The following is an 18324-nucleotide window of genomic DNA, read 5'->3' on the forward strand; positions in this document are numbered from 1 at the left end:
GCTTCCCGAGTTTTTCCACTATGTGCTGTGCAATGTTTTAAATATGATCAAGGATTGCGAATAGGATATTGCAAAACAAAGTTATTCTGGCCCGTAGAAAATACCCAAATTTCCACCATTACAACGGCGTAAAGCTGAATAAATCACCAATAAATGGATATTTTGGTATATATGTTGCTTTTATTTCAAAGCAACAGGTGGAGTAAATTTGTCTTCGTCTTATTTTTTGAAATTTGATTTTTTACGGATGCTAATATTTACGATGAAAAGCTGGCAAAAGAAAGTATTACTTTCAACAACGTTAATGCTGACAGCGCTTGGCAGCACAGTGCAAGCCAAAGAATGGAAAGTCATTCGTTTCGGTACCGAATCTGCTTACGCCCCTTTTGAATATAAAACCCCTGACAACAAATTGGTGGGGTTTGACATCGACCTAGGCAATGCCATTTGTGCCAAATTAAAAGCCAAATGTGTTTGGGTGGAAAATTCTTTTGATGGGATGATTCCCGCACTCAAAGCGAAAAAATTCGATGGCATTTTATCTTCAATGACGGTCACTGCGGATCGTTCAAAACAGATTGCTTTCAGTAATAAAATTTACAACACCCCAACCCGCATGGTCGCGAAGAAAGGTTCTCCATTATTGCCAACCCCTGCATCTCTAAAAGGGAAGCGTGTGGGTGTACAACAAGGCACCATTCAAGAGAGTTATGCAAAAGCCTATTGGGCACCTAAAGGTGTCAATGTCGTGCCTTATCCAAACCAAGACGTGCTTTACCAAGACATGGTGTCAGGTCGTCTAGATGCAACATTACAAGATGCCATTATGGTTGATGGTGGCTTCCTTAAATCACCAAAAGGTAAAGCATTCGGCTTTGCAGGTGGCAACGTGGTAGATGCTAAAACCCTTGGCGTAGGTGCAGCAATTGGCTTACGTAAAGAAGATGTTGATTTGAAAAAGGACATTGATAAAGCTTTAGCCGCCATTATTGCCGATGGAACATACAAAAAACTCGAGAAAAAATACTTCTCCTTCAGTATTTATTGATGACAAGAATGTCGGTTTTAAACCGACATTTTTTATACATAACTGAATTTCATCAATATTCTATTTATAGTTTCTGTTCGGAGTAGATGAGTATGTTTTTGTCTGGTTATGGTCCCGTGTTGCTTGAAGGCACTTGGATGACCATACAGCTTGCATTGTTATCGCTATTACTATCCATCATGATTGGATTGATTGGTGCAAGTTCTAAACTCTCTAGTCTTAAATTTGTCCGCTATATTGCGACTGCCTACACCACCCTTATTCGAAGCGTTCCTGATCTGGTCATTATGCTGCTGCTATTTTATAGCCTGCAACTGGGGCTAAACTCGATTACCGAATCGTTGCAAATGGAACAAATTGATATTAATCCGTTTGTTGCAGGCGTAATTACCTTGGCATTTATTTATGGTGCGTATTTCACCGAAACGTTTCGTGGCGCATTTCAAGCAGTACCCAAGGGACAAATCGAAGCCGCCTATGCCTATGGCATGACTTCATTTCAAGTCTTTCGCCGCGTTTTGTTTCCGCAAATGATGCGTTTTGCCCTACCCGGTATTGGCAATAACTGGCAAGTCCTGATTAAAGCGACCGCACTGGTCTCACTCATTGGTTTGACGGACATCGTCAAAATTACTCAAGATGCAGGTCGTAGCACCATGCAGGTGTTTTACTTCAGTGTCATTGCCGCAGTGATTTATCTGGCGATCACCACCATTTCGAATTTAATTTTGATGTGGTTAGAACGTCGTTACTCGGTTGGTGTGAAAAAGGGACAACTATGATTGAAATTCTTCAACAATATTGGCAGTCATACCTTTGGACCGATGGTTTTCAAATGACAGGCGTGGCCATGACCGCATGGCTCTTGGTGCTCTCAATTGCGATTGGCTTTGTACTGGCAGTCCCGCTATCCATTGCCCGCGTATCAGAAAATCCATTCTTTCGCCTGCCTGTTTGGTTTTATACCTATGTATTTCGTGGCACGCCACTTTATGTGCAACTGCTTATTATTTACACGGGTATTTATAGCCTCGATTATATTCATGCCCATGAGCGTCTGGATGAATTCTTTCGCGAAGGACTCAACTGTACCATTTTGGCTTTTGCGCTGAATACCGCAGCCTATACTACCGAAATTTTTGCAGGTGCGATTCGCTCTATTCCGTATGGTGAAATTGAAGCCGCCAAGGCCTTTGGCATGTCTCCGTGGAAACGTTATACCCGTATTATCATTCCATCCATGTTACGCCGTGCATTGCCATTTTATGGTAATGAAGTCATTTTAATGCTGCATGCCACCACCATTGCCTTTACCGCAACCGTGCCTGATATTTTGAAAATTGCACGAGATGTGAATGCGGCAACCTATGCCACATTTGATGCTTTTGGCATCGCGGCAATCTTATATGCATGTTTGGCATTTATCTTGATTTGGATTTTTCGTAAATTGGAACAACGCTGGTTGGCATTTCTAAAACCATCGAATCATTAGGAGAAACATAGATGGAAAACTCAGCAAAACTGGTGATTCGTGATTTACATAAAACCTTCGGGGACAATGAAGTTCTAAAAGGTGTATCTCTAAATGCTAACGCAGGCGATGTCATTAGTATTATTGGTTCTTCAGGTTCAGGAAAAAGTACATTCCTACGCTGTATCAACTTCTTAGAACAACCCAGTCAGGGTTCCATTCAACTGAATGGCGAGCAACTCAATACTGTACTGGACAAATCAGGCAATTTGAAAGCGACCAGTCCAAAACAGTTACAAAAAATGCGCACCCAACTGATGATGGTGTTTCAGCATTTTAATTTATGGTCACATATGACCGTACTGGAAAACATCGTGGAAGGGCCAATTCATGTTTTGGGTTTAAAACGTGCCGAAGCTGAAGAGCGTGCGCGCAAATACTTAAGAAAAGTGGGACTGGCTGAAAGTGTAGAAGGTAAATATCCATCCTTCTTATCGGGTGGGCAACAGCAGCGGGTAGCGATTGCACGTGCATTGGCGATGGAACCCGAAGTCATGTTATTTGATGAGCCGACCAGTGCTTTAGACCCTGAACTGGTGGGAGAGGTATTAAAGGTCATGCAAAGTCTGGCAGAAGAAGGTCGAACCATGATTGTGGTGACTCATGAAATGGGCTTTGCTCGGCATGTCTCCAACCATGTGATTTTCTTGCATCAAGGTAAAATTGAAGAACAAGGTGACCCTAAAGAAGTCCTGATCAATCCCAAAAGTGAACGACTGAAACAGTTCCTTGAAGGCAATTTTAAATAAATGCTTTGTAGGTTACAGCTTACAAAGATTCAGGAAGATGTCTTCTAGATCAGGTTGAATATTTTTCATATGATGGAGACATAGAGAACAGGATGTTCCAAAACATAAAACAATAATGATAAGTGACACCACTAGGATGTGAGGTACGACAGGAGTTATACCTAAGCAGCGCATACGAAAAAAGCCCGACAGGATGTCGGGCTTTTTTTATTTGGACTACAGCCTTATTGCTGCTGTTGTTCTTGCATCCAACGGCGTTGCTGTAAACGCTCACCTTCCACTTCACGTTTATTACGCGCAGATTCGTACAACTTGGTGCCTTTCAATTCTGGAGGTAAATAGTCTTGCATTACAAAATGTTCAGGGTAGTTATGCGGATATAAATAGTCCACCCCATAGCCTTGCTGTTTCATGAGTTTGGTTGGCGCATTGCGTAAATGTAATGGCACTGGCAAATTCGCCGTTTTTTCTGCCAAATCGAGGGCTTTATTGATTGCCAGATAAGTACTGTTGCTTTTGGCACTGGTTGCCAAATACACGGCACATTGTCCTAAAATAATCCGTGCTTCAGGCATACCGACCGCTTGAACCGAACGGAAACATTCTCCAGCCAAAAGCAAGGCATTCGGATTAGAATTGCCGATATCTTCCGAAGAGGCAATCAGCATGCGACGCGCAATAAATACGGGGTCTTCTCCCCCTTTCAACATCCGTGCCATCCAATATAAAGCCGCGTCTGGATCACTACCGCGAATCGACTTAATAAAGGCCGAAACCAAGTCATAATGCTGTTCACCCGATTTGTCATACCGCGCAATATTTTGCTGTGCAACACGCACGACAATGGCATTGGTGATGACATTTTCAACGTCTGCTTCAAAGGTGCTGGCAATTAGGTCGAGTAAATTCAGTGCCTTGCGTGCATCACCTGCGGCAAACTGCAATAAGGCATCAAATTCTTCAATTTGAATATAACGTTGTTTTAAAAAATGATCTTGTTGTATCGCACGTTGAATCAGTTCCTGAATAGCCTCATTACTGAGCACATTTAAGGTATAAACCTGACAGCGTGACAATAAGGCGCTGTTGACTTCAAAGGAGGGGTTTTCTGTGGTCGCACCAATCAGCGTAATCTTGCCCTTTTCCACCGCATTCAATAAAGCATCTTGCTGTGATTTGTTGAAACGGTGAATTTCGTCAATAAACACCACAGGGGTGAGTAAATCACCACTTTCAGCAATGATTTCCCGTAATTCTTTCACACCCGTATTTAACGCCGACAGACTGACAAAGGGACGATCAACCGCTTGTGCCAACAACAAGGCAATCGTGGTTTTACCAACACCCGGCGGTCCCCAGAAAATAATCGACGGCAAGTGCCCCTGATCAATCATTTGACGTAATGGTGCTTGCTCTCCCAATAAGTGATCTTGCCCAATAATTTCAGACAAATCACGAGGACGAAGACGTTCTGGAAGCGGAATCTGGGTGTCTGACATATGGTTATTTCAGCCAATAAAGGTGGTTCTAGTCTACACTGGAATGCCAAGCAGACTGAATAGCTGAATGCTGAAGATCCCACTAGAATAGCTGGTAATTTAAAATATCCAACAAAGAGGCTGCAAACATTTGTCCATGACTTAAATTTGGATAAAGCAACAGTTTGCTTTGTACCCCTTGTTGTTGAAAATATGCGATCACATCTCGATTCTCTTGCACAGTTCTCGGATTAAAATTTGGGCTTTTTGTCGCAGGATGATGTTGTGCTAAATCCCCTTCCATAATCCATAAAGCTTGGGTCTGATCATGCGACACTGCCTTCCTTTGCATATTTTTCAGAATACGCCCATCCGCCCATGACAAAGACGGACTTGCGGCAAAATAATGACTGAAGTATTGCGGATGCATCAGACTATCTAATACAAATAGCCCGCCATAAGAATGTCCCCATAAAGCTTGGCGTTGAGGATCTAATTTAATCTGTCCAGCCACCCAAGGTTGAATTTGGCTGAATAAGACTTCACGGAATTCTGCACTGCCCCCACTTAAGCGCTCAGGTCGACGGGGATCTGCTGTAATTTTTCCAGTTTCATCTGTTGGGGTATAATCCAAAGCACGTGCTGCTGTATCAAAAGGCAAGTCTGTGTCATAGCCAATTGCAACCAAAACTGGCGCTTCACGCCTTGCCAAATGCTGTAATACATCTTCAGACAAATAAGACATCGCCGAATTACCGTCGAGCATGAATAATGCAGGAGAGACTCTTGCTGTTTGGCGCGGAAGACCTAACCAGACTTTATAACGACGCTGCTGATCGGCAGATTGGAAATACTTCACCTGAAACTGATAGTAGGCAGAGCCTTGTTCTGCAATATTGGCTTTTAAGGGGGCTAAATTCGGTTTTGCCTGTACTTCTACATGGATCAGCAAGCTAAAGCCACATATCAGTAACAGTGCAGACTTGCATGAAAAATGAAACACGACCAGACCTCTAAAAACCTACAAAGAGATCAAATACTACTTTTATTAAGAATCATTATCAATTAAACATCTTGTTTTATCTGCGGGTTAACGCACCCAACGCACAATATATTCATCAATCTGTTCTTCATCGACTTCAGTCTCAGAGATACAACGACCTGCTGCCGATTTTCTGGCTTTAATTACACTCTGCCGCGAATCTGTATTTAAATAATGCCATGAAGGTAAACTTTTTCCTTCATTTAAACGCCGATATGCACAACTCGCAGGCAACCAATGAATCTGTCTTAATTTCTCTGGCGTCAATTGAATACAATCTGGGACATAATCTAAGCGTTCAGGATAGTTGCTACAACGTGCAGTTGTACAATCCAGTAGTTTGCACGCGACTTTGGTATACGCAACTTCTTGCGTATCTTCATCCTCTAATTTCACCAGACAGCATAAGCCACAACCATCGCATAAAGCCTCCCACTCTTGAGTAGTCAGAGCTTCAAGCGGATATTTTTTCCAGAACTGCGGGCGTAATTCACTAGACATGGTGGGCAAAAACTAAAAATAACATCATTATTATATCAATAAATTCCTGCAACAATGCAGCAATCTCTTTTACGTTAAATCATAGACTTACTCAAATATGCGAACATTTTTTAGACAAAAGATCAACATTCTAAAGGTTCACCCGAACCTATACTGAGTGCAAGACAACAACAACATGGAGAAAACTTATGTTCCGTTGGGCGATTATTTTTGCAGTGATTGCATTAATTGCAAGCTTACTCGGCTTTGGTGGTGTTGCAGGGCTATCCAAAGACTTTGCGGTGATCTTATTGGTCGTTGCCGTCATTTTAGCGATCGTTGGCTTCATCTCTAGAGGGAAAGTTTAGAATACGGTCATTAAATGTACTTCATAAAAAAAGAAGGATTTTTCCTTCTTTTTTTATGCTTAAACGGATAATTTAAGCATAGAAATTCCACGTTTTACTCATATTTTTTATTTTCATCCAATGAAACATTTTTATTAGTTTATTTTAATTTCAATAACTTAATCCAATTAAGAAAAATAGACAGATGTTTTTTTACACTTCTTCAGCGCCATGACATTATTTTTTCAAAATCATGGATTATTTTATGCTTTAATCATTCAATTCTCGTACTCAATAATACTAAGGACTAAGGGATGACCACCAATATTCAAACTCGTGAAATCGAATATACTGCCGCAGATGGTACGCGCTTAATTGGATATTTTGCTGCACCAAGCACGGCTAAACCAGTTGCAGGTGTTTTGGTTGCACCTGAATGGTGGGGACGCAATGAATACACAGAACAGCGTGCACGCGAACTGGCCGAACACGGCTATGCAGCCTTTGCCATTGATATGTATGGCGATAAAAATGTGACTACATCTGCGGCGCAAGCCAACGAATGGATGATGCAAACCTTCCAAACTCCAGACACCATTGTGACTCGTGCGTCAGCAGGTTTAGCGACTTTGGCTGCACAAACCGAAGTAAATGCAGATAAACTGGCTGCCATTGGCTTCTGTTATGGAGGTAAAGTTATTTTGGATTTAGCACGTTCGGGTGCTGAACTGAAAGCTGTCGTGACCTTCCACGCCAACCTGTCAGCACAAGCGCCTGCCCAAGCAGGTCAAGTCAAAGCTGAAATTTTGGTCTTACACGGTGAACTCGACAGCATGGTCAGCTTAGATGATGTTGCACATTTCCGAGAAGAAATGTATGCGGCTCAAGTCCCACATGACGTCATTGTCTTTGAAGATGCAAAGCATGGTTTTAGTAACCCACAAGCAGATGAAAGAGCCAAAGCCAATGGTGTAGACTTAGGCTATAATGCTGAGGCGGAACGACAAGGGCTTGAAGCCATGTATGAACTACTACAACGTCGTTTGGCTGAATAAAAAAATAGAAACGTGGATGTTGGCTTTATCCAACATCATTTTTGAATTTGAATACTTTATTAAGAGGACAAGATAATGACTGAGAACAACTGCCCATACTGCAATTTTGATGAGTTTGATATCATTGATAAAAATGAGTTTGGTGTGATTCTACCTGAGCCAAATGCACTCTCTAAAGGACATTGCGTCATTATCCCTCTACGCCATGTCAGCTCTTTCTTTGATGTCACTGACAAAGAACGTAAAAGTTTAATGTCACTTTTAGAACTGGCTCGCAATGAATTACAGCTTCGTCATCAACCTACCGGTTTTCACGTCGGCTTTAATGATGGCTCGGTGTTTGGTGAAGCATCTGAACATTTGCACATCCACATTATCCCTCGTTACGATGACCAACCGCTAAAACTCGATGCGCGTTGGGGAATGTTAAGCGAAGCTTAATCTGCCACCATAAAAAATGATGCGATCGCATCATTTTTTTATGCCTAAATTTCCTGTCGGGACTCAGCAAAAATCAGTACGGCTCCGCTATACTAAGTCGCTTGAAATTGTATAGAGTTCACATGTCTTCGTTTTCTTTCTCAGATGCGCTATTAGCTTGGTTCGATCTACATGGTCGACATGACCTGCCTTGGCAAGTGGTAGATAATCCTTACCAAGTATGGGTTTCTGAGATTATGCTGCAACAGACACAAGTCAAAACCGTACTCCAATATTTTGCACGTTTTGTGCAACGCTTCCCCGCTGTTGAAGATTTAGGCCGTGCCTCTTGGGATGATGTTGCTCCTTACTGGGCAGGTTTAGGCTACTATGCGCGTGCACGTAATCTGCATAAGGCCGCAGCAATTGTGGCACAGCAAGGTCATTTCCCTACCAGCTTAGAAGAATGGATGGCACTGCCAGGCATAGGACGCTCCACGGCGGGTGCATTAATGTCTTTAGGTTTACGACAATATGGCGTGATTATGGATGGTAACGTAAAACGCGTACTCGCTCGTTTCTTTGCCATTGAAGATGATCTTAGCAAACCTGTCCATGAACGTGCCCTGTGGCAACTGGCGGAACAACTCTGCCCAGAACAACGGAATCATGACTATACCCAAGCCATTATGGACTTAGGGGCAACCATCTGTACCCCCAAAAAACCGCTATGTCTGTATTGCCCAATGCAGCAACATTGCAAAGCTCATCAACAAGGCTTAGAAACTGAACTACCGTATAAGAAACCCAAGAAAGCGGTTCCTGTGAAATCGGCACAAGTCATGGTATTGCAGTGCCAAGATCAATGGCTATGGTTACAGCGCCCCAATACTGGGTTGTGGGGTGGATTATGGAGTCTCCCCATCTATGACGATGGTGCTGAATTGACTCGAACCACACAAATGTTAGGTCTAAAACCAAACAGCAATAGTGCGCAAATCTCACATAGTTTTACTCATTTTACTTGGTTACTTGAGGCGATTTGTTTCCACGTGGAACCAGAACAAAAAGAGCATATTGCAATTGAACTCTCAGGCACATGGTACACGCCACAAAAAGCTACACAAATGGGGCTACCTACAGCCATGAAAAAATTGATCTCTGCCTTATAGATATGACATAGTCAGAAACTGAAAGTTTAGCTTCTTGAAAATCACAATAATCAAAAGGAAAAATTGTGCTTCGTCAGTTTGCGATTAGCAGTTTAACAATCAGTTTTTTGGTACTCACTGCCTGTACGTCGACACCCAAGAAAACAGGCTCTGGGCTGCCGCCCTCTACTGTTCAAGACCTACAACGCACGCCGCTTAAATCGAACTTACCGATTCCTGTACAAAATATTAAAACCAAACAATTGAGCGATACATGGGGTGCTTCACGCAGCCAAGGACGTCGACATGAAGGTATCGACATTATGGCTCCACGTGGAACCAAAGTGTATAGCACTACCGATGGATTAATTGCTGACTTACGCGATAACAATTTGGGTGGTAAAGTAATTTGGGTGTTGGGGCCCAGTGGCTCTTGGCATTATTATGCACACTTAAATGAGCACAAACGTGGACTGGCCGTTGGAGATTATGTCAAAAAAGGCGATCTGATTGGCTATGTAGGCAACACGGGAAATGCTCGACATACTGCACCCCATTTGCATTATGGCATCTATTTAGCAGGTAAAGGTCGCGGTGCGGTCAATCCTTTTCCATATTTACGTTAATTTTTTAGGAAATACACATGTCTGAAGTGTTGATGAATCGTCTGGTTGAATTTGCAGAATCAGGCAATCAACAAAAAATTGTGGTTGCAGGACAAAGCTATCAGGGCTGGGTCATGGAAATTACCGAAGATGCCCTGTTGATTAGTACAGGTTTTGCAGACAAATCAGGCAAAGATTTCTGGATTTCGTTTAACGACTTACAACATGCCACCTTATTCTATTGGAACAACAAAACAGACCAATGGGTAGACTTCACTTTATAAATCAACAACAACATAGAGAGGAACAATGACTAAACAACGCTGTGGCTGGTGTACCGAGGATCCTCTCTACATTGCCTACCATGATCATGAATGGGGGCAACCTGTGCATGACGAACAACATTTGTTTGAAATGCTTTGTCTCGAAGGACAGCAAGCGGGTCTCTCTTGGATTACCGTACTGAAAAAACGGGAAAGCTATCGCCAACATTTTTTTCAGCATCCGATTCAACAGATTGCTGAGCTGAGCGATGCCGAGCTTGAAGCCAAATTACAAGATGCTGGACTCATTCGACACATTGGCAAACTACATGCCATTCGAGAGAATGCCCGGGCTTGGCAAAGTCTGAAACAACAAGAAAATGTCGTGGATTGGTTGTGGGGTTTTGTCAGCCACACCCCTATTCTGAATGCTGTGCCCAACTATAAAACAGCACCTGCACAAACTGAAATTAGCCAACAAATGTCCAAAGCCTTAAAGAAAAAGGGCTTCAAGTTTGTGGGGCCAACCACCTGTTATGCCTTTATGCAAGCCGTGGGTATGGTCGATGATCACGAAGATCATTGCCCTGCCAAAAATACAAAAAATAGCCCCCATAAATAAGAGGATGACGTCATGAGTAATAATCTGATCAATGGCTATGCCGCCCTACACGCAGGCGAAGCACTGGTCCCCTTTCAATTTGATGCAGGCGAACTTCAAGCCCATCAAGTTGAAATTAAAGTGGAATATTGTGGACTCTGTCATTCTGATGTTTCAGTGATTGGCAACGAATGGGGGAATTCCGTTTACCCTGTAATCGCAGGGCATGAAGTCATTGGCACTATTTTAAGAATGGGTTCTGAAGCCAAAGGATTACAGATAGGTCAACGTGTAGGGTTGGGTTGGACTGCGGAAAGCTGTCAATACTGTGATCCATGTGTGGCTGGACAGCCTGTATTATGTAGCAGTGGCAGCACTGCGACCATTGTGGGTCATGCTGGTGGCTTTGCCGATAAAGTCCGAGCGGCATGGCAATGGGTCATTCCGCTACCAGAAGACTTAGATCCTGAAAGTGCAGGTCCTCTGCTCTGTGGAGGGATTACCGTATTTGACCCATTGCTTAAACATAATATTCAAGCCACGCATCATGTCGGTGTGATTGGTATTGGTGGCTTGGGGCATATCGCGATTAAGTTACTCAAAGCGTGGGGCTGTGAAATAACGGCCTTTACTTCAAGTCTGGACAAGACTGATGAACTTAAAGCGATGGGTGCAGACCATGTGGTAAATAGCCGCGATGTAGATGCACTGAAAACCCAACGAGGCAAATTTGATCTGTTGCTCAGTACGGTTAATGTCACGCTCAATTGGCCTGCGTATATCAGTACACTGGCACCCAATGGCACCATACATCTGTTAGGACTACCCTTAGAGCCGATTAAGTTTAATGCGGGTAGCCTGATTGGTGGAGCAAAGTCGATTACAGGCTCACCTACAGGTTCACCTGCTGCATTACGTCAACTGCTTAAGTTCGCTGCGCGTAAAAACATTGCGCCACAAATTGAATTGTTCCCAATGTCACAATTGAATCAGGCGATAGAGCGTTTGCACTCAGGCCAAGCCCGTTATCGCATTGTGCTTCAAGCCGACTTCGAATCAAGCACAACATAAGCCAATTGTCGCCGAGTCCAAGCCGCCAAGCATTCAATTGCTTGGCGAATCTCGGCGGATAATTCATGACCTGCATTTAACCGTACACAATTTTTATAACGCTGCTCTTCTCCAAAAACGATACCGGGCACAATACTGATGCCTTGCTGTTGGGCATAATGATACATATCCAAACTATGAATGGCTTCAGGCAACTGTAACCACAAAGCATAGCCGCCTTTGGGTTGATTCAAGCGAATGTCTATACCTGAAAAAGCCTGTATTAAAAATTGCCGATATTGCTCGACCTGTTGCATTAAACAGGGTTTTAAACGGTTTAAATGCTCTCGATAGGCACGGCTATAAATCAGATCGGCCAAACCCAATTGCAAGGGAGTATTCACCGCAACATGTCGTGTCAGAAGTTGTGCACGTAAATGGTTTAAACGTGACGGCATGCAAAACCACCCCACCCGATAAGCGGTAGATAAGGATTTGGAAACCGAGCCACAGTAAATGACATAACCCTGTCGATCCCAGTATTGAATCGGCAATGGACGTTTTAAATCAAAACTACATTCGGCATAAATATCATCCTCAATCACATAGCACTGATATTGAGCTGCCAACTGAGCAATTTTTTCCTTTTCTGCAGGGCTTAAACAAAAACCCAAAGGGTTCTGAAAATTGGCTGTGAGTAAGCACGCTTTCGCCCCCGAATCACGCATCGCCTGTTCAAATCGATTCAGGTCAAAGCCATTGGCATGCGCTGGAACTTCCACAATTTTACGATTCAGACTCGCCAACAATTGCAACTGCCCGTTAAAGTTGGGTGTCGGTACAATAATACTATCGCCTTCTTGGGTGATAGTTTGAATCACCACCGACAAAGCGGGCATGCAACCATTGCTGATATAAATATCTTCGGGTGCCATGTAAATGCCATCTTCCGCCCAATGTGCCGACAAAGCCTCTCTTAAACGTCGATGTCCCTGTTTATCACTATACAAAAAATCTTCAGGTTTACTGTGTTTCAGCGCACGTTGAATAGAACGGCGGAGTGCCTCTATAGGTACTAAATTTGGTGAAAGTTGAATAGAACCCAAGTGAATCATTTGATCATGAATGGAGGCCTCTTGAATTTCTATTTGTAGTTCTAGATTAGAAACGTCTCGCGCCGTCACCGCAAAATCAACATGCTGTGGCACGGCCACCGCCAAAGCTTGTGGTTGCACAAAGTAGCCTGCTTGAGGTTTTGCCGTAATTAAGCCTTGTGCCTCTAATAGTTCATAACAACTTTTGGCTGTATTGAGACTGACCTGTTGCGACTGGGCAAACTGACGCAACGAACTCAAGCGCTGCCCTGCTCCCAATTCTCCCGCATAAATTTTCTGTGCCAACTGGTGTGCCAAATCCCGATATTGAATGCCCATCACTGTACTCATTTTTTAATATATTTTGTATCTGTAACCAAGAATACACCCTGCCTATGCTAGGCGTACAGTTCATTTTTATTTGGGGAAAATCAAGATGTATCGTCTTAGCCTTATCGTACTCACCCTGTTTCTTGTCGCCTGCCAACCGAGCACATCAGTTTGGCAACAGCAACATGATTTTATTTGTCAGTCTTTAATCGAAGGCTTTTTAAAAGCGTCTGGACAACAAAACTTTGAATTGAACCAGAAAAGTGATGTCGTGGATAGCGTCATCCCGCAGCGCCTGTTTAGCTATCAATCTGGCTCAACCCGTACCACCTTAATCGGTGAAACACAACGAAAAGAGTTACGCTTTGTCTGTTGGAACGACGCACAGCATTTTGCGATTGCTCAACATGATCAGAACCAAGCGCCACGACAAGCCTTGCTCACTGTACAGCTTCACTTGCCTAAAACTACAGATAAATTGCAAGTTTCTGCGCCAAAAACTCAATGAACAAGCGAACCCGTTTCGGTAAATGTTCTTGTTGATAATACACTGCATGGATTTTTTGATATTGCAGTTCAATCTGATCTTCAAACAGGGCCACCAAACGTCCTGCATGGAGATCATCTTGAACCAAAAAACGCGACAAGCAGGTAATCCCAACACCGTTAAGCACCAACTGACGTACGGTTTCCCCATTCGATGCCTTGATTTTTGGATGAATATTCAGATGTTGTCCCTGCAACATTAAGGGCCAACTATTTAAATGTGTGGGCTGGGTAAAACCAATCAAGGGGTGCTGCAACAACTGCTCAGGCTGGTTGGGCGCGCCATGTTGGGCTAAATAATCAGGACTGGCCACAATATACAGGCGGCTACGGCACAACAGTTTGGCATGTAAGCTGGAATCATTTAACTCGCCAAAACGAATCGCCACATCGGTTTTATGTTCCAGTAAATCAATAATCTGATCGTGATTATTTAATTCAATTTCAATCTTCGGATATTGCTGCATAAACTCCTGAATCAGTGGCACGATCACATGCAGTACAAAAGGCGTCGCAGAATCGACTCGAATGAGACCTGAAATATCATGATCAGATTTTAATAAGGCATCTTCGGCTTCCGTCAAATCATTCAAAATCTTACGCGTTTTTTCCAGAAACAACTGCCCTTCTTGCGTCAGTTTCAACTTGCGCGTAGTCCGTTCCAGCAGGGTCACATTAAGTTTGCTTTCCAAGCGCTGCAAGGCACGACTAACACCCGATGTGGTTTGTCCTAATTGCTCCGCAGCTTTCACAATCGAGCCACTTTCGACAATCTGGACAAAAGCATTTAATTCTTCAATGGTCGATTTCATCGTCATTTTATTGATTATTGGTCAACAATATTTTGCAAATTCCTAGATTTTTCCACAACAGTTATTTCAGCAAAATAGCTCCATCTTTAAAAAAGTTCGGTTGAGAAAAACATGATTGTTCCAAAAATAGGAATGGGGACCTTTCGCTTGACGGGTGCAACAGTAATTGATGCTGTTCAGACAGCACTTGAGGTCGGCTATCGTGCCATTGATACGGCACAAATTTATGGCAATGAAGCTGAGATTGGTCAAGCCATTGCCAACAGTGGTGTACCACAACATGAATTATTTTTGACCATCAAAATCTGGACTGAAAATTACGCTCCAGAGCAATTGATTCTGAGCTTAAAACAGAGCCTACAGAAATTAGGCGCGGATGCTGTGAATTTGACTTTAATTCATTGGCCTGCCCCACAACTGGGCGTTCAAATTGAGGAAGTCATGCAAGCCTTGCTGCATGCCAAGCAATTAGGACTGACCGAACATATCGGTATCTCAAATTTTAATATTGCCCTAACCCAACAGGCAATTAACAGTATTGGACTCGAGCATATTGCCACCAATCAAATTGAACTGAGTCCTTATTTACAAAATCGTCCCTTGGTCAGTTATCTGCAACAGCAACAGATTGATGTGACTTCTTACATGACTTTGGCCTATGGCAAAGTGCTGCAAGATCCTGTCTTGCAGACGATTGCACAGCAAATCAATGCCAGTCCCGCACAAGTGGCATTGGCATGGGCTCTCCAACAAAGTTATGCCGTCATTCCATCTTCTACACAACGGGCACATTTGTTGGCAAATTTAAAAGCGCAAGATTTACAGCTCACTCCTGAACAGATGCAGGCCATTGCTGAACTCGACCGAAACTCACGTGAGGTAAATCCTGAACAACTCGCTCCCGAGTGGGACTAGGGCAATCAAATGAAAGTGAATTACCCGTTATTGGCACTGGCAATAGGCGCCTTTGCCATTGGGACGACTGAATTTTCCCCCATGGGCTTTTTACCTGAAATTGCCCGTGATCTGAGTATTTCTATTCCACAAGCAGGTATGCTCATCAATGCCTATGCGATTGGGGTGATGTTGGGTGCCCCGCTGATGACACTGTGGTTTAGCCGCTACTCCAAACGGCGTGCCCTGATCCTGCTCATGGTCATTTTCACACTAGGCAACCTGCTGGCTTATTTTGCCCACAGTTATTCGAGCTTAATGCTGGCACGTATCTTGACCAGCTTAAATCATGGTGCTTTCTTTGGCATTGGTTCTGTAGTCGCAGCCAGTGTGGTGCCCAAAGAAAAACAAGCCAGTGCTGTCGCAGCCATGTTTATGGGGTTGACCCTAGCCAATATTGGCGGTGTTCCATTCGCCACTTGGGTGGGACAACATATTGGTTGGCGCATTGCCTTTCTGGGAATCACGCTACTGGGGGTAATCACCATGCTGTCTCTCTGGAAAGCACTTCCCGAAGGTCAAGCCAGTCCTCGTCCCAAGATTGCTCAGGAACTCAAGGTACTCCGTCGTTTACCTGTAGTTTTGGCATTATTGACCACAGTCATGAGCTCAGGCGCAATGTTCACACTGTATACCTACATTGCACCCAGTTTGCAAAACTTCACTCAAGCTACACCAAGCCTGATCACGTTCATGTTGGTTCTGGTCGGGATTGGCTTTTCAATTGGCAATCATCTGGGGGGCAGATTCGCAGATCGCTCACTGGATCGGACGCTATTGGGTTTTCTCAGCCTACTCAGCATCATGATGCTGCTGTTTCCCTTACTGGCGCAAACCGCCATTGGAGCAGCGATTGCATTAATCCTTTGGGGAGCAGCCGCATTTGCAGTGGTTCCTCCCTTACAAATGCGCGTCATGTCGGTTGCGCATGAAGCCTCTGGGCTTGCCTCTTCGGTCAATATTGGCGCCTTTAATTTAGGCAATGCCTTGGGTGCACTGGCAGGTGCCAGCGTACTCAGTTTTGGACTCAGCTATACGGCGGTGGCATGGATCGGTGCACTATTAAGTGGTCTAGCCTTGCTGTTGGTCGGCTTACAAAAAATGTTACTGAACAAACAGCTTGTACAAAGCCAAATACAGAAAATAGAGCCTCAATGTCTTGAACACTAAATCCATGTCGATTTTAACATCATATTGACTAGCGCAATGCGATTGGCAAAGCCGCATAATTCCGCGGTTTTGCCAATTCATCCTTCATTTTTAACAACATTTGATACGGTTGCTGCTCGACAAATAAATTCACAGCGCTCAGCGGAATAGAGCCGTCAGGATCGGCATAGCCATAGGTCGAGACTTTCACTTTCTGTTTCCCCAGTTTCTGAAAGGTCCAATCACCTTCATAACGGGTTAAACGTACATAATTTGGATTCAGCGGATAGCCTTGATTCACAGCCTTGTTTTGAATATGAATCATGCCTTGAGCATCTTTACGCATTTTCCCCTTTACCACCAAATCTCGGTCTTTTAAAGGAAAGGGAAAATCCAGCACCATATACAACAGAAACTCGCCTTTGCTGTCATCTCGAGATAAGACTTTGACGCTGCCCATATAAGGCACCCATCTTGGCGCTTGTTCCACATCCAAAATCAGGGCAGTGGCCTTTTCAATCGGCACATCAAAATGGGTTTCGGCTTTATACAACACCATAGGGTTGGCAGTGTTTTGATAGGTCCAAACTTTAATATTTTGCTTGTTAATACTGAGTTTGGCATTGTCGATAGACTTGGCCTGTGCTGTAGCAAATAAGGCTACAGCACAGCAAGTGATCAGTTTTATTTTCATTAAATTCAGCTTCTTATTTTAATTTTATGCAAATGTTTTCGCAAATTCAGGCCGTGTTTTACACCTGAATATCGTTAAAACCTAGTACATCTTTCATGTCATATTTGCGTGCTTCACGCCCAACCACCCATGCTGCGGCACGAACGGCACCCGAAGCAAAATTCATGCGGTTGGTGGCTTTGTGAGTAATTTCTACACGCTCACCTTCACCAATAAACATTGCCGTGTGTTCACCCACAATGTCACCGCCACGAATGGTTTGAAAACCAATGGTTTGACGTTCACGTGGACCCGTATGGCCTTCACGGCAATACACAGCATCTTGTTTCAAGTCACGACCTAATGCATCTGCAATGGCTTCACCCATCATTAAAGCTGTACCCGATGGTGCATCGACTTTATGGCGGTGATGCGCTTCAATGATTTCAATATCGACTGTATCGCCAAAGACTTTTGATGCCAGTTCCAATAATTTAATCGATACATTCACGCCTACAGAATAGTTGGCTGCATAGACGACTGGCGTATGAGTGGATGTTTCATCAAGAAATGCTTTTTGCTCATCATTCATGCCTGTGGTACCAATGACCATGGCGACACCCGCTTCACGGCAAAGCTTCAAGTGCTGTTCGGTGGCAACAGGCGCGGTAAAATCAATCACCACATCACATACAGGTAAGATTTCTTGCAGACTGCCCACAATCTTCACACCAATGTTACCAATGCCTGCAAGCTCACCTGCATCTGAACCGACTAAACTACTTTCTGGTCGCTCAACCGCAGCAGCCAGTTGATAACCCGCTTGTTGTACCGCCTGAATCAGAATGCGACCCATACGACCGCCTGCACCCAATACCCCAATACGTGGACTTGTAGACATAATCCGTTCCTAATCTCGAATTTAAAATTGCCTTTACTATAGCAA

Annotated in this window: 22 protein-coding genes; 15 read left to right on the forward strand and 7 right to left on the reverse strand. The window is 43.7% G+C overall.

The features are described 5' to 3' along the window. Positions 1-262: 262 nt before the first annotated feature. From DCO44_RS11965 to DCO44_RS11980, 4 genes are all read left to right on the forward strand, one after another. Complete coding sequence (locus DCO44_RS11965) at positions 263-1048, forward strand: ABC transporter substrate-binding protein (protein ID WP_116762176.1); 786 nt, start codon at positions 263-265, stop codon at positions 1046-1048. A 92-nt stretch (positions 1049-1140) separates the two neighbouring features. Beyond that, positions 1141-1830, forward strand: a complete 690-nt coding sequence (locus DCO44_RS11970) for an ABC transporter permease (RefSeq protein WP_016168902.1) — start codon at positions 1141-1143, stop codon at positions 1828-1830. Further along, positions 1827-2540 (forward strand): ABC transporter permease, encoded by a 714-nt coding sequence (locus tag DCO44_RS11975; protein WP_116762178.1) that lies wholly within the window; start codon positions 1827-1829, stop codon positions 2538-2540. The genes DCO44_RS11970 and DCO44_RS11975 overlap by 4 nt, the downstream gene beginning before the upstream one ends. 11 nt (positions 2541-2551) lie before the next feature. Continuing rightward, positions 2552-3328, forward strand: coding sequence for an ABC transporter ATP-binding protein (locus tag DCO44_RS11980; protein WP_016168904.1), 777 nt, complete (start codon positions 2552-2554; stop codon positions 3326-3328). Positions 3329-3552: 224 nt separating this feature from the next. Here the strand turns inward: DCO44_RS11980 and DCO44_RS11985 are convergent, their stop codons facing one another. From DCO44_RS11985 to DCO44_RS11995, 3 genes are all read right to left on the reverse strand, one after another. After that, positions 3553-4827, reverse strand: a complete 1275-nt coding sequence (locus DCO44_RS11985; RefSeq protein ID WP_116762180.1) for a replication-associated recombination protein A — start codon at positions 4825-4827, stop codon at positions 3553-3555. 82 nt (positions 4828-4909) lie between these two features. Next, positions 4910-5809: an alpha/beta hydrolase gene (locus tag DCO44_RS11990; protein ID WP_228157554.1), complete on the reverse strand. Its 900-nt coding sequence runs from the start codon at positions 5807-5809 to the stop codon at positions 4910-4912. A gap of 87 nt (positions 5810-5896) precedes the next feature. Then, positions 5897-6349 (reverse strand): YcgN family cysteine cluster protein, encoded by a 453-nt coding sequence (locus DCO44_RS11995; RefSeq protein WP_116762184.1) that lies wholly within the window; start codon positions 6347-6349, stop codon positions 5897-5899. A 188-nt stretch (positions 6350-6537) separates the two neighbouring features. Between DCO44_RS11995 and DCO44_RS12000 the strand changes: the two genes are divergently transcribed. The 8 genes from DCO44_RS12000 (at position 6538) to ahr (ending at position 11841) form a co-directional block, all read left to right on the forward strand. After that, positions 6538-6696, forward strand: a complete 159-nt coding sequence (locus DCO44_RS12000) for a DUF1328 domain-containing protein (RefSeq protein ID WP_004776391.1) — start codon at positions 6538-6540, stop codon at positions 6694-6696. Between the two features lie 293 nt (positions 6697-6989). Beyond that, on the forward strand, positions 6990-7730 hold the full coding sequence (locus tag DCO44_RS12005) for a dienelactone hydrolase family protein (RefSeq protein WP_116762186.1): 741 nt from the start codon (positions 6990-6992) through the stop codon (positions 7728-7730). Positions 7731-7805: 75 nt separating this feature from the next. Continuing rightward, complete coding sequence (locus tag DCO44_RS12010; protein ID WP_116762188.1) at positions 7806-8171, forward strand: HIT family protein; 366 nt, start codon at positions 7806-7808, stop codon at positions 8169-8171. 122 nt (positions 8172-8293) lie between these two features. Further along, the gene (gene mutY, locus DCO44_RS12015) at positions 8294-9322 is read left to right on the forward strand and encodes an A/G-specific adenine glycosylase (RefSeq protein WP_116762190.1); all 1029 of its coding nucleotides are present in this window, start codon (positions 8294-8296) and stop codon (positions 9320-9322) included. A gap of 65 nt (positions 9323-9387) precedes the next feature. Continuing rightward, complete coding sequence (locus DCO44_RS12020) at positions 9388-9927, forward strand: M23 family metallopeptidase (protein WP_116762192.1); 540 nt, start codon at positions 9388-9390, stop codon at positions 9925-9927. A 17-nt stretch (positions 9928-9944) separates the two neighbouring features. After that, the gene (locus DCO44_RS12025; protein WP_116762194.1) at positions 9945-10190 is read left to right on the forward strand and encodes a hypothetical protein; all 246 of its coding nucleotides are present in this window, start codon (positions 9945-9947) and stop codon (positions 10188-10190) included. 25 nt (positions 10191-10215) lie between these two features. Further along, complete coding sequence (locus DCO44_RS12030; protein WP_116762196.1) at positions 10216-10791, forward strand: DNA-3-methyladenine glycosylase I; 576 nt, start codon at positions 10216-10218, stop codon at positions 10789-10791. Between the two features lie 12 nt (positions 10792-10803). After that, complete coding sequence (gene ahr, locus DCO44_RS12035; protein WP_116762198.1) at positions 10804-11841, forward strand: NADPH-dependent aldehyde reductase Ahr; 1038 nt, start codon at positions 10804-10806, stop codon at positions 11839-11841. Here the strand turns inward: ahr and DCO44_RS12040 are convergent. After that, the gene (locus tag DCO44_RS12040; protein ID WP_116762200.1) at positions 11811-13253 is read right to left on the reverse strand and encodes a PLP-dependent aminotransferase family protein; all 1443 of its coding nucleotides are present in this window, start codon (positions 13251-13253) and stop codon (positions 11811-11813) included. The genes ahr and DCO44_RS12040 overlap by 31 nt on opposite strands. 97 nt (positions 13254-13350) lie before the next feature. Between DCO44_RS12040 and DCO44_RS12045 the strand changes: the two genes are divergently transcribed. Further along, positions 13351-13752: a hypothetical protein gene (locus DCO44_RS12045; RefSeq protein ID WP_116762202.1), complete on the forward strand. Its 402-nt coding sequence runs from the start codon at positions 13351-13353 to the stop codon at positions 13750-13752. Here DCO44_RS12045 and DCO44_RS12050 read toward each other — a convergent pair. After that, the gene (locus DCO44_RS12050) at positions 13712-14602 is read right to left on the reverse strand and encodes a LysR family transcriptional regulator (protein WP_116762237.1); all 891 of its coding nucleotides are present in this window, start codon (positions 14600-14602) and stop codon (positions 13712-13714) included. The genes DCO44_RS12045 and DCO44_RS12050 overlap by 41 nt on opposite strands. 111 nt (positions 14603-14713) lie before the next feature. Here DCO44_RS12050 and dkgB point away from each other — a divergent pair, with 111 nt between their 5' ends. Both dkgB and DCO44_RS12060 read left to right on the forward strand, forming a co-directional pair. Beyond that, positions 14714-15517, forward strand: coding sequence for a 2,5-didehydrogluconate reductase DkgB (gene dkgB / locus DCO44_RS12055; protein ID WP_116762204.1), 804 nt, complete (start codon positions 14714-14716; stop codon positions 15515-15517). Between the two features lie 9 nt (positions 15518-15526). Further along, on the forward strand, positions 15527-16726 hold the full coding sequence (locus tag DCO44_RS12060) for an MFS transporter (RefSeq protein ID WP_116762206.1): 1200 nt from the start codon (positions 15527-15529) through the stop codon (positions 16724-16726). Positions 16727-16754: 28 nt separating this feature from the next. Here DCO44_RS12060 and DCO44_RS12065 read toward each other — a convergent pair whose 3' ends face one another. Then, a complete protein-coding gene (locus DCO44_RS12065; RefSeq protein WP_116762208.1) occupies positions 16755-17399 on the reverse strand; it encodes an START domain-containing protein in 645 nt (214 codons plus the stop codon). 58 nt (positions 17400-17457) lie between these two features. Next, positions 17458-18279, reverse strand: coding sequence for a 4-hydroxy-tetrahydrodipicolinate reductase (gene dapB, locus DCO44_RS12070; protein WP_116762210.1), 822 nt, complete (start codon positions 18277-18279; stop codon positions 17458-17460). Positions 18280-18324 lie beyond the last annotated feature (45 nt).

Origin of the sequence: Acinetobacter sp. AM, from assembly GCF_003105055.1 — a bacterium.
GTDB classification, from domain to species: Bacteria; Pseudomonadota; Gammaproteobacteria; order Pseudomonadales; family Moraxellaceae; genus Acinetobacter; species Acinetobacter tibetensis.